The sequence below is a fragment of the Gilliamella sp. LMG 34362 genome (genome assembly GCF_984569125.1).
The window spans coordinates 312,110-324,936 of record NZ_OZ474902.1 but is presented as its reverse complement, the minus strand read 5'-3'; the positions used below and the strand labels follow the sequence as shown (position 1 = coordinate 324,936).

Here is a 12,827-nt window from a genome sequence, read left to right as displayed (position 1 = left end):
AAGGAGCAGCTCATGTTAATCACTGGTAAAGAAATGCTAGATATAGCAAGAAAAAATAAATTTTCCGTCCCTGCGTTCAATGCTGGTAGCGGACAATTACTGACTGCCGTAATGGAAACAGCAGAACGTTTAAACGCACCATTTATGATGGCAATTCACCCCGATGAGCTTGCTTTCTTAAAAGACAGTTTTATCAGTCAAGTTATTTATGAATGTAACCACAGTAAAATCCCCGTTTGTATTCACTTAGATCATGGTGCCAACATGCAACAAGTTGCACATGCCATTCAATTAGGTTTCACATCAGTAATGATTGACAGTTCACATCAACCATTTGATGAAAATATTAGAATTACTAAAGAAGTCGTAAAATTAGCACATAGCGTTGGTGTGTCAGTGGAAGCAGAGTTAGGTACCATTGGCGATACAGGATCCACCGTAGAAGGGGGAGCAAGTGAAATTATTTACACCGATCCACTAAAAGCCAAAGAATTTGTTGAAGAAACAAAAATTGATTCTCTTGCTGTAGCCATTGGTACATCGCATGGTATTTATCCAAAACACTTAGTTCCTAAATTACGTTTAGATATTCTAGAAGAAATTTATAAGCTGGTCTCAATCCCATTAGTACTTCATGGGGGGTCTAGTAATGCTGATGATGAACTTGCCGCTTCGCTAGATTTAGGAATTGCCAAAATAAACATCTCTAGTGATATAAAAATCTGTTTTGCTAATAAATTACGCGAGATGTTAAATGGAGGCAATAACGAGATTAGAGAGCCTAATGTTTTATTCCCACCTTGCATGCTAGAAACGCAAAAAGTAGCAGAGCAAAAAATTAAATTATTTAAAGCAGATAATAAAGCATCATTATATTATCGATAAGTTTTAAGACTACATAAGAACAAATAGCTAAATGCTTGTTCATATTAATAAATGTAAGCTAAAAGCCGGTTAATTATCGACCGGCAACAAGCAACGGATTATTACATTTAATAAGAGGAAGAGTTTATGTCATTAAATAAAATTTTAGATGAACAAGTCATTGCCACAAATATTGATGCAAAAAATAAAAATGAAGCATTACTGATTTTATCAGAGAAACTACTTAATGCTGGCTATATTAATGATATTAATTCATTTCTGGAAGATATCTATTATAGAGAATCATTGGGAGCAACAGGTATAGGTAATTATATTGCAATTCCTCATGGTCAAAGCGATAGCGTACTACGAAATGGTATTGCTATCGGGAAATTCAACCAAGAAATTGAATGGGAAACTCTTGATGATAAAGGAGTTAAATTAATATTTTTATTTTCGGTCAGCGCTAATAATGACGGTGCTAATGAACATCTCATGTTGTTAGCACAACTAGCCGGTAAGCTTGGTAATGATGATGTTATTGATAGATTGTTAGAAGCAAATGATAGTCAGGAAATTAAACAAATTTTCACTAGTTACTAATAACAAATTTATCAACAAGGAATTGTAATAAAAATAGGACAAAGGCTATGAATATTATTGGAATCGCTGCCTGTACCGCAGGAATTGCACATACTTATATTGCAAAGGAAAAATTAATCACTGCCGCCAAAAATGCTGGGCATAACATACATATTGAAACTCAAGGTACGATAGGTGTACAAGATGAAATTCCCGATGAGTTAATTGAAAGTGCTGATATTGTTATATTAGCTATTGATGTAAAAGTATCTGGAAGAGAACGATTTGCCAACAAAAAAATCATTGAGGTCCCCACAGAAATTGCCATAAAGTCCCCCAATAAATTAATTAAGAAGATCGAAGAAGCTATTTCTCAATAATCTTACAGGTGAGGTTGCACATGAAGATGTTCAAATTAATAGAGTTAAAGCGTCATGCTCTAACAGCTATATCATATTTAATACCCATTGTTGTCAGTGCTGGTTTTTGTCTCGCTATAGGTAGTTTATTTGGTGGGCAAGTAATGAATAGTTTCCATGATGATTTCCGATTAGTTGATGCGCTTTCAACTATGGGGGTTCTGGTTCTTGGAATGTTACCGGTGGTGATATCTACGGGTATATCTTATTCAATCGCTGATAAACCAGGTATTGCTCCCGGTTTTTTGACTGGACTAATTGCGATTAATATCGGCGCAGGCTTTATCGGTGGTTTTATCGGTGGCTATATTGCTGGTTATATTGCTTTACTTCTCAGAGAAAAAATTAAAGTACCACATTGGGCGGAAGGGCTAAGACCAGTTTTAATTATTCCTTTATTATCGGCGTTTGCCATGGGTCTCATAATGTACTACGTTGTCGGCACCCCAATTGCTGCATTCACTGAATTACTTATGGACTACTTAAAAAATCTTAATACGAGTGAAAAAATTGTATATGGATTAATTATTGGTGTTCTTTCAGGAATTGATTATGGTGGCCCAATCAATAAAACCGTGGTCATGTTTTTACTTTCATTAGGTCCAAATGGTTATGAACCAATGGCAGTTATGATTTTAGCCTCAATGGTAACGCCTTTTGGAATGACAATCGCTTACTTTATGCAAAAAATATTTTCTAAAAATATTTATACCAACAATGAAGTTGAAACATTAAAAGCAGCATTTCCAATGGGGGTCTGCCAAATCACAGAAGGTTGTTATCCGATTATCTTTAATGACTTACTCAGATGTTTAGTAGCAACTGGTGTCGGTGGTGCTGTTGGTGGTGCAATTAGTATGGCGTGTGGTAGTGCTACACCAGCACCTGCTGGTGGGCTATTTGCAATGGTGACAATGGTCAATCCTATCCAATGGTTTATTGCCTTAATGGCTGGCTCACTTGCTACCGCAATTATATTATTTGTACTGAAAAAACGAGTCAATCTAGATGATAACAATGAACTCACTATTGATGACGAGAAAGATATTGACTTAGATTCAATCAAAATCAGCTAAGTCTATAAAAATTGGATGGTTATGGAGATCATTATCGATTAAACCATAACCATCTAAATACTAAATATAGACTTAGTTTTAGTTATATGAGGTGTACTATGTTAGTTAGTGAAGATTATAAGAATAATGTCAAAGAGTTATATAAAAAATCTCAACTTATTCTAACTGAACAAGAGTTAAATAATATTGAGTTTGCTGATTTCGGTTTAAATAATATTGAAAATGAAGGTTTAAATTTAATTATTTATATTAATACTGACCGATATTGTGCCAAAGAAATGGTATTACTACCTAACCAAACCTGCCCTGAACATCGACATCCTGACATCAACAACAGCAGAGGAAAACAAGAAACATTTCGTTGTCGATGGGGTAAAGTATATTTATATGTTGAAGGTGAAAATAAGGGCAGTATATCTTGTACTTTACCACAGGGTGGTAATCAACAATACTATACTGCTCGCCAAGAGATTGAATTACTCCCTGGTGAGCAATATACCATCGACCCAAATATTAAACATTGGTTTAAAGCTGGGCCTGAAGGTGCTGTAATAAGTGAATTCTCATCAACCAGTTATGATGAATTTGATATTTTTACCAACCCAAATATCAATAGAGTTTGCCAAGACCAAATCACATAAGTGAAATGAACTTGTCATGATAATGACTTAAATTTTACCGTGCTATAAAGCAACCTAAGAACAACCATAATAAAGGGTTTATTTATCCTAATTATCCGTGAAAATAAGATTAAATAAACCCTATACACACAAACTAACCAACAGATTAATAACATTCGCTACTAACTAAATCTGACTATTAACAATGACACTAAGCAATCAATCTAAACACAAAAGACCAGCAATTCGCATTAAAAGTACTGCTGTGTTAAAAAAATAACCGCCGATAAATCATATTAACAACATTCTATCTGTAAAATCTAATCAAGTTAAAACGTTATCCTCTTGGTAGCCTGTTTAAACTGTTTAAAAAACTTCTTTAATTATTATTCGAAAGGTATATACCTATTTATTCTTTGATAGTATTGAAAAACATTTTTAAAGCTACCTTCCAACAAATTTTCTTTGTCAGCTAATTGATGATCCAATATGTTTAGAACATAATAAAATTTGTTGGCTAGATATTAGTAAACTAAATCATCTTGATTGGGCTGAAGCTGATTTACCGATTGTTTCATATTTGCAGAATATTGAAACAGATCCAAATGAATAATTAACCATCGAATATTAAAAGCAAATGATAAAGTTACACAATTTGCAATAATCTTCTATTTTGGTATTAATTATCGATATAAACATCAATGCTGACTTTTGTTTGCTTGATTTAATGTACAATACGAATGATATGTAGTATTAAATAGAGGATTTCTTCATTTGAAATCGTGATATTGAGCTGATTAATTAAATATTTTTTAATGATATTTGCACATTTAAACTCATCTGGATATTGCCTAATCACCTGTTGAAAAACAAAATCATTATCAGATTGTAGCTGCTTCTGCTCAAAAATACGCTGAATAAAAAACTGCATATGAGTTAAAAAGCGTGAATAATGTAACGATTGTTTATCTATTCGAATTGCAAAATTAAATTGAATAATATTGAATATATCCTTCAACATTTTAACGGACAATAACGTATGCTGCATAGTTTGTTGATGTGATTGGCCGTTAACTAAATGAAAGGCTATGTTACCTGCTTCCTCCTCAGGTAAACTAATATTAAGACGTTGGTTTATATAGGTTATGCCATACTTTGCAACTTCAAACTCTTTAGGATAAAAGCTTTTCACTTCGTATAACAAGCGATTTTGAATAACCACTCCTGAATAATATCTTTCAATAGCATAATTGAGGTGATCTAATAAGGTAAAAAAGAGTGTTTCTCTAAAAGTCGTTTGTAATGTTTTGCTCGCATAGTCTAACAAAAATCTCGTTAACTCGATGTAATCATCAGGTAATGATTCAATTAAGTTAAGATAACCTTGAATATCTGTTATTTGTTGTAAAACAAAACATTTCTCAATCTGCTCAGCATCAAGCAGATCACCAACTTTAGCATTAAAACCGATCCCTTTTCCCATCAGGATCACCTCGTTATTATCACTATTTTTGGATAATACTAGGCTGTTATTTAAAATTTTATCAACTTTAAATGTTATCATAACGGTTACGTCAATTTATCCAACTGCCCATTAGCCTTAATTAATTTCTGATACCAAAAATAACTCTTTTTCTTGATACGTTTCATATCTTTTAAATCAAATTCGCCTCGATTAACATAGATAAAACCATAACGCTTACCATAACCTTGATGAGTACTTACCACATCAATAACAGACCATGGGCAGTAACCAATAAGTTCAACACCATCGGTGATAGCCAATTGCATTTGGGTTATATGTTGGCTAATAAAGTTGATGCGATAATCATCATTAACAGTATTATCTGCATTAAGTTTATCTGGAGCACCAATGCCATTTTCAGTGATTAGAATTGGTAAATTGTAACGTTCATAAACTTTTCTTAAAGTTAATCTTAAACCAATAGGATCAATTATCCATCCATAAGCCGTTTTATCGACAAAAGGATTTTCCGCCGCTCGATAAACGCCCTGTTCACCCAGCATGATTTGTTGATCGCCAGCTCTGGCTGATATATCGGAAGCATTTCCTTTACTGGCGGCAATTGTTGCTGTTGAATAATAATTCATGGCAATAAAATCAGGTTGAGCATTTTTTAATACAACGAGATCCTCTGCCAAAATTGTTGGGCAAAGCCCTCTATCCTGTAAATAACTTAAAAATAACGCATTATAGCGCCCCAAAATAGCGGTATCGAGGAAACTCCAACATCGAATAGTTTCCCAATTATGAGCAGCAATAGCATCTTCAGGTCGGCAAGTTTCAGCATACATTGAAGTAATATTTAATGCTGGCCCAATTTTAGCATTGGGACAAAGAGTGTGGCATAGCTGCATAGCTTTAGCCTGAGCGATAAACATATGGTGATTTTGTTGATAAAGTGTTTTCTTATCTGGTAATTTACCATTTTCAGGAACACCAATTGCACCAGGATGAAGAATCATGGTGTTTTGTTCATTAATTGTTAACCAATATTTAACTTTTTTACCAAAATTTTGGAATAGAACTTCAGTATATCGGACAAAAGCATCAATGGTTGATCGTTCACTCCATCCACCTTGTTTGTCCAATTTATAGGGTAAATCAAAATGATATAGAGTTACTATTGGTTCAATATCATAACGTTTAAGTTCATCAATTAAGTTATGATAAAAATCTAATCCTTGTTGATTAACGTCACCAATACCATCTGGAATAATACGCGTCCAAGCAATAGAAAAACGATAGGCTTTTAAGCCTAATTCGGCAAAAAGTCGTACATCTTCTTTATAATGATGATAGTGATCACTTGCTACTTTAAAATCGGCTACATCTTCAGGATGGCAATACATATCGACAATTGACGGAGATTTTCCATCTTCATCCCATGCCCCTTCAAACTGATAAGCCGATGTTGATCCTCCCCATAAAAAATTTTGAGGAAACGGTTTTAATGTTTTATAGAGCATGATTATCACCTTGATTTGCTTTTTTAACTAATATCAGATCCTCACCGATTGTGACCATATTTTTCTTAATATTTTCAACAAAATACTCATCTGAATATAAAATAATTATTGGGGTAGTTGTCATATAACCAGCTTGATTGATAGCCGCTAAATCAAATTCAATTAACTCATCACCAACATTAACCCGCTGACCTTGTTCAACTTTAGCTGTAAAAAATTGGCCACCTAATTTAACGGTATCCAGTCCTATATGGATCAAAATTTCAATACCCTGATCACTTTTTATACCGATCGCATGTTTTGATTCAAGTAAACTGACAACCTTACCGCTAATTGGTGCAACAACTTTACCTTGATTAGGCTCAATGGCTATACCATCACCTATCAAATTTTTTGAAAAAACATCATCTTTTACTTCTGATAGAGGTATTACTTTTCCTGTTAAAGGACTACTTAAGATAACATTACTCAAATCAGCAGCAACAGAGTTATTTGTTGATGATAATGTTGAATCTGTATCAATAGCTTTAATCAAATCATCCTCATCAATTGGATCATCAAATCCCATAAACCATGTCAATACAAATGTTACAACTATCGCAATACAACATGTCACCAGAGCATGAACAATATTCATCGGATTATCACCTATAAATGCCGGTAAACCAGCTAATCCTGGCGATACAAAAGCATAACGTAATAATCCAGATACCCCTGCATAAACGCCAGCAACTCCACCACCTATCATTGAAGCAATTAATGGGCGTTTTAGCTTTAAGGTCACGCCATACAATGATGGTTCGGTAATACCTAATAATGCGGTGAAACCAGCAGAATACCCAAGTTGTTTTAGATTTTTATTTTTAGTTTTGATTGCTACACATAATGTAGCTGCACCTTGTGCTATATTTGAGGCTAGCATACCAGGGCCATTAATCATTTCAGAACCATTACGACTTAACTGTCCTGTTGCAATTGGAGTCATTGCCCAAGCTGTACCAGTGATAATTAAAAATGGCTGTAATCCGCCCATTAACATTGGAATTAACCAACTAGCTTTACTATTTATATAACCCGCCCCTTGTGCAACTAAATCATTTAGTAAGATGCCAAATGGACCAATAATGACTAATGCTAATGGCCCTGCTATCAATAAAATAAGCATTGGTTTGATAAAAAATTTTATCATTGATGGAGTCACTTTTTCAGCAAAGCGCTCAATATAAGACATTGCCCATACGGTAATAATAATAGGTAATACAGAACCTGAATAATCGGCTAATTTAACCGGGATACCAATAAAAGAAACATCTTGACCCAACACCATTAATTTTCCTAAATTGGGGTGTAACATTGCACCTGCAATAGTCATAGCTAAAATAGGATTACACGAAAATTTACTTGCAGCACCATACGCTAACAAAATAGGCATAAAGAAAAATGCCGCATCAGCCAACATGTCCAACAAATAATAGGTATGGCTATCTGGCGATAACACCCCCATTAACTTACATATAGCTAATAACGCTTTAATCATCCCCGCACCAGTTAATGCAGGAATTACAGGCGTAAATGAAGTGGATATAATGCCAATAATATATGAAAGTATTCCTTCTTTCTTTTTGCTTCTTACCTTGCCATGTTCTTGGTTAGATAAATTTTGACTAATAGCTTGATACACTTGTTGGACTTCGTTACCAATCACTACTTGGAACTGCCCTCCACTATCTACAATACTAATAACACCAGTCAATTTCATGATTGCATCACAATCAACGATATTTTTATCAAAAAGATCAAACCGTAAACGAGTTGCACAATGAGTCAAGGAATTAACATTATCTTTTCCCCCAACTAACCGCAAAATTTGTATTCCTAACTGTTGATAATCCATATATACACTCACTCTAAAAGATCCAAAAAAAAAGACCAAAACAAAAACTCACCTTCTAGATAAGTTTTTGTTTTGGTCCTGCCTGAATTAAATCAGTAACATGCCTTAATGGATCCGATAGTATATATAACTAATATTTATTTCAAATTAAAATTCAAGAAATGTGATCTATATCTTATTTTATACAACTTAGATAATTACATTGCTATGCGTTAATTAACCGCGAACTTTAATATTTTTGCTAATTTTTAAGGCGCCTTCAATTTCAGCTTTGTGCAATCAATTAAGCTCTTTATTTAATAAAATAACCCAAATAATCCACTGTGAATAATCACTAATTATCTCTAAATAACAATATTATGATTCAAATTAGAACAATCATCTTTTTACATAATTTTTCTTATCTTATCAGATAACAAATTGTGATATTAATGGTTTTGTGTTAGTTTCTCTGTCTTTACAAATTTACATTAGTCATTGACTTAGCAAGGTCTAACTATGCCCAATTCATCTGCTAAAAAAGTTGCTTTTGCTGCTTTTATTGGTACTACCATTGAATGGTATGATTTTTATATCTATGCGTTAGCATCAGTCTTAATTTTTGGTCAGCTTTTCTTTCCTTCAGATAATCAATTTGTGCAAGTTTTAGGGGCATTTGCCTCATTTGCAGTTGGTTTTTTATCTCGACCATTAGGCGCAATAATTTTTGGTCATATTGGCGATCGATTAGGGCGGAAAAAATCACTAATTATCACCTTGCTATTAATGGGGATTGCTACAACGTGTGTTGGTTTGTTACCCTCTTATCAACAAGCAGGAATCATTGCACCGATACTGTTAGTTGGATTACGTATTTTACAAGGTATTGCAGTCGGTGGTGAATGGGGTGGTGCAGTATTAATGGCTAATGAACATGCACCCAAAGGCTTAAAAAACTTTTTCTCATCGTTTGCTCAGTGGGGGAGTCCGGCTGGTAATATTCTCGCATTATTGGTCTTTTCTTATATCATTAGTTTGCCTTCCGATAAACTTATAGATAGCGGTTATTGGCGTATCCCATTTTTAGTCAGTTTTGTTTTATTAATTGTTGGTATTATTGCCAGAATTACCTTAACCGAGTCACCCGTATTTATCGAATCAGCTAAAAAGCAAGCGAGCTTGAAACAAAAAGAGTCGGTGCCAATTATTGAGGTGTTTAAACGGGCAACGCCAATACTGGTATTAGCCATATGCGCCAATGTACTGTCATTTAGTGGTATTTTTTCTAATACACTAATGATTGGTTATACAACAATGGCTCTAGGTGTTGAGAAGAACATCATCGTTGATGCACTATTTTGGATTGCAATGGTACACTTTATTGCGCAACCATTTATCTCTTATTTTTCAGAAAAGTTTTCAGCAACACGCTTTTTAATTATTTCAGCAATATTAGCGATGGCATCCGTGTTTTTGTTATTCCCAATTATTCAAGCAGGAACAAAAACTAGCTTTATTATTGGTATTTCATTAAATGTACTTTGTTACAGTGGTTTCTATGGAGTAATAGCGGGATATTTAAGCCGAATTTTTCCTGCTAGAATTCGCTACACCAGCTTATCCATGAGCTATCAAGGTTGCGCAGCTATTTTTGGTAGCCTTATTCCATTGATCGGGGGTTATATTATCTTTACCTACCAAACTTATTGGTTACCATTAGCGCTATTTTATTGTGGATTAGCAATGCTATCTATTATCAGCATCTATCTTTTAAGCCATTATCACTATTATGATGAATAAAAAGGCAACGACTTATGAAAACCGTTTTATCAATTCAATCTAATGTTGTTTATGGCTATGCAGGCAACAAAGTTGCCACATTAGCCATGCAATTACAAGGCGTTGAAGTCATGCCGATCCACACAGTACAACTATCGAGTAATACGGTTTATCCCGATTATGATGGTATTGTGCTGGGGGCTCAGCAAATTACACGGATCGTAAATAGTCTCGAAAAAATTGGCGTTTTAAAATCAATTGATGCCGTTATATCAGGTTACATCGGCCTTGCCGAACAAGGTGAAGAAATTATCGAAGCAGTAAAAAAGATAAAATATTATAACCCTAACGCCATTTATGTGTGCGATCCGGTTATGGGCGGAGATATTAATAAAGGGAGTTCGCTGCCGCAAAATATTATTGATTTTTTCACTAACCAAGCGATTAAACATGCAGACTATATTACGCCGAATCTATTAGAATTACAGATATTATCGAATATCGAAATTAAAACCTTTAGCGATGTACAAACGGCAATCAAAAAACTGCAACATCAACCTATCCAAGCAATTTTAGTTAAGAATTTAGTCCATGCCGGCAAAACCACAGAATTGTTTGAAATGATATTAGCCACACCATCGCAAAGTTATCACCTTGCCCGTCCATTATATGATTTTCCTTATCGTCCATTGGGCGTTGGCGATTTAATCTGTAGTTTGTTCACTGCTCACTTAATCAATGGCAAATCACAATTAAATGCGTTTGAACTAGCGGCCAATGCAGCGAATCATGTATTAGCTGTTACCAAACAAAAAGAGGTTAGAGAACTAGCGATTATTGATTCACAAAACTGGCTAAAAAAACCTGATTTACAGTATCGAGCAACACCATTATTATAAAAACAGCATTTTAAAAATAATTTGATTTAGATTATTGGCATAATTAATTAACAACACTAATAATAGATTAATATGTCATGTAAACAGGATGGATGAGATGAAAGGTTACCGAATTAGTTTGATTGCAACAGCGTGGTTGGCAACTATTGGGGTTGCTACTGCTTACGAAATTGATTGCCCAACCCGAATCAATATTAAATCCGATCATCCCGAACTTGAAGCAACTCCTGAGGGTTGGCAAGTTTCAATCAACAAAAATCGTAGCCTACTACTCACTAGTCTTGGTGTTTATTCCGATGAACCAGTTAAATTATTTGAATTAAAACCTGAAATTGGCATTATTGATGGCAAAAAACATGACCTCACATGGCAAATCAATTCAGCCTATGATGAAAATGGAAACTACGTTAAATGTAGCTATAATGGTGAGGAAGTCCAATTGGCAAAAAAAATCGATCCATCGATGAAAAGTTGCTGGGCGATTTATGCAAATGATGAAAATCAACACACAACAGCCAAACTTATCTGTAGTACCAACAAATTACAAGAAGTGGAATAAGTTTCACTGTTTAATATTAAACCTTTGAATTTACGTATCTTCAATATAGCGTTTGTTATACTTAATCAATTTGATAATTGTCTTATCGCGTTATCAAATTTAGCATATTTTAATCTATGCTTAGATGTCATTAATTGAACTAATAAGAAACATATCAAGATTTGTAACAAGAAAATAAGATATTAGTAGTTTTAAACAATGAAAAAATTATGCATTTTCCTGTATTCATTATTTGTAAAAATAATTAAGGAGTCTATGCCATCAAAAGGTCAACGATCATGTATCATTCTCTATTACCAATTGAGCAACATCTTGCCGCTGAGCGTTTTTTGCTGGCGTTGCCGGATTTGGTGGCGACAACGCCTTTATGTCGACGTTTTAAACCAGCTTCATTGTTCATAAATATTGCGCCAATGACGTTAAGCAATCAACCACATAGCTTTATTGCAGATAAGTTTAACCTTTCAGCGCGAGCAGCACGGCGGTGGGATAATGTTATCCGTCAATTGTTAGCACAATATGAACCAGAACTTTATCAAGCGATTCTTAACCTTGCTCAAGCAAAACCAACAGAAGTTTTTCAGCAAGCTAAGGCTTTTAAATCGTGGCTTACTAGGCTACTTAAGACGTCTGTCATGCCTTGCGATTATTGCCACTCTTTGAATACTATTCGCATTGGCCATCGGCTTAATTTTCGTTGTAAAACCTGTCGGAGAACCTTTAACCCACTGAAAAAATATCAACTTAATAAGTTATCTCACCATGAACGATGGTTGCCGTTTATTGATTTATCGCTGCAAGGTGAAACATATAAAACCATTCAGCAACAATTAGGCATTAATGCCAATACCGCAGCTAAATGGCAGCGCTATTTTTTTACATTGATGGAAGAACAAGGATTTACACTTTTAGTTAACTATTGCCGAACAAAGCGACGCCAGCGTTATCGTCAAACTTGGTTAGATATTAATGCCAATAGTCCACATATTAAAGCAAAATAATATTATTATATTTGTAAAAAATATTGAGGAGTCTATACCGTCTTAATTTTTCTTAATAAGAAAATAGATGCGATAAAATACAGTAAGGTTATGTTGAGCTATTTTAATTGCTGCCGATAATCATAGATTAATGGGTGCAACCGATCCTTGTGGTGATGGTTTAG

At 34.3% G+C, this 12,827-nt stretch carries 12 protein-coding genes; 9 read left to right on the top strand and 3 right to left on the bottom strand.

Going from position 1 to position 12,827, the window contains the following annotated elements; translation table 11 throughout:
• Positions 1 to 12 precede the first annotated feature (12 nt).
• From AC5LWZ_RS01570 to AC5LWZ_RS01550, 5 genes are all read left to right on the top strand, one after another.
• Positions 13 to 885, top strand: a complete 873-nt coding sequence (locus AC5LWZ_RS01570; protein WP_198201528.1) for a ketose-bisphosphate aldolase — start codon at positions 13 to 15, stop codon at positions 883 to 885.
• 126 nt (positions 886 to 1,011) lie between these two features.
• Positions 1,012 to 1,467 (top strand): PTS sugar transporter subunit IIA, encoded by a 456-nt coding sequence (locus AC5LWZ_RS01565; protein WP_110448793.1) that lies wholly within the window; start codon positions 1,012 to 1,014, stop codon positions 1,465 to 1,467.
• Between the two features lie 47 nt (positions 1,468 to 1,514).
• Positions 1,515 to 1,826, top strand: a complete 312-nt coding sequence (locus tag AC5LWZ_RS01560) for a PTS fructose transporter subunit IIB (RefSeq protein WP_086364192.1) — start codon at positions 1,515 to 1,517, stop codon at positions 1,824 to 1,826.
• Positions 1,827 to 1,846: 20 nt separating this feature from the next.
• Positions 1,847 to 2,941 carry a PTS fructose transporter subunit IIC gene (locus AC5LWZ_RS01555; RefSeq protein WP_086364193.1) on the top strand — a complete coding sequence of 365 codons (1,095 nt, stop codon included), beginning with the start codon at positions 1,847 to 1,849 and terminating at the stop codon, positions 2,939 to 2,941.
• A gap of 98 nt (positions 2,942 to 3,039) precedes the next feature.
• Entirely contained in the window at positions 3,040 to 3,582 is a 543-nt protein-coding gene (locus AC5LWZ_RS01550; RefSeq protein ID WP_110448794.1) for a D-lyxose/D-mannose family sugar isomerase, read from the top strand.
• 703 nt (positions 3,583 to 4,285) lie between these two features.
• On the opposite strand, the gene AC5LWZ_RS01545 is transcribed toward AC5LWZ_RS01550, so the two are convergent.
• Genes AC5LWZ_RS01545 through AC5LWZ_RS01535 form a run of 3 tightly spaced genes read right to left on the bottom strand, consistent with a single transcriptional unit; the run spans position 4,286 to position 8,446 of the window.
• Complete coding sequence (locus AC5LWZ_RS01545; protein ID WP_198201527.1) at positions 4,286 to 5,125, bottom strand: PRD domain-containing protein; 840 nt, start codon at positions 5,123 to 5,125, stop codon at positions 4,286 to 4,288.
• A gap of 5 nt (positions 5,126 to 5,130) precedes the next feature.
• A complete protein-coding gene (locus AC5LWZ_RS01540; protein WP_493463866.1) occupies positions 5,131 to 6,552 on the bottom strand; it encodes a glycoside hydrolase family 1 protein in 1,422 nt (473 codons plus the stop codon).
• Positions 6,542 to 8,446, bottom strand: coding sequence for a beta-glucoside-specific PTS transporter subunit IIABC (locus AC5LWZ_RS01535; RefSeq protein WP_493463865.1), 1,905 nt, complete (start codon positions 8,444 to 8,446; stop codon positions 6,542 to 6,544). Before AC5LWZ_RS01535 ends, AC5LWZ_RS01540 begins: the two co-directional genes overlap by 11 nt.
• A 498-nt stretch (positions 8,447 to 8,944) precedes the next feature.
• On the opposite strand from AC5LWZ_RS01535, the gene AC5LWZ_RS01530 reads away from it, so the two are divergent.
• The 4 genes from AC5LWZ_RS01530 (at position 8,945) to AC5LWZ_RS01515 (ending at position 12,663) form a co-directional block, all read left to right on the top strand.
• Entirely contained in the window at positions 8,945 to 10,225 is a 1,281-nt protein-coding gene (locus AC5LWZ_RS01530; RefSeq protein WP_493463864.1) for an MFS transporter, read from the top strand.
• Positions 10,226 to 10,239: 14 nt separating this feature from the next.
• The gene (gene pdxY / locus AC5LWZ_RS01525) at positions 10,240 to 11,103 is read left to right on the top strand and encodes a pyridoxal kinase PdxY (RefSeq protein ID WP_493463863.1); all 864 of its coding nucleotides are present in this window, start codon (positions 10,240 to 10,242) and stop codon (positions 11,101 to 11,103) included.
• Positions 11,104 to 11,200: 97 nt separating this feature from the next.
• Entirely contained in the window at positions 11,201 to 11,662 is a 462-nt protein-coding gene (locus AC5LWZ_RS01520) for an STY0301 family protein (protein WP_493463862.1), read from the top strand.
• 278 nt (positions 11,663 to 11,940) lie between these two features.
• Complete coding sequence (locus AC5LWZ_RS01515; RefSeq protein WP_110448801.1) at positions 11,941 to 12,663, top strand: hypothetical protein; 723 nt, start codon at positions 11,941 to 11,943, stop codon at positions 12,661 to 12,663.
• Positions 12,664 to 12,827 lie beyond the last annotated feature (164 nt).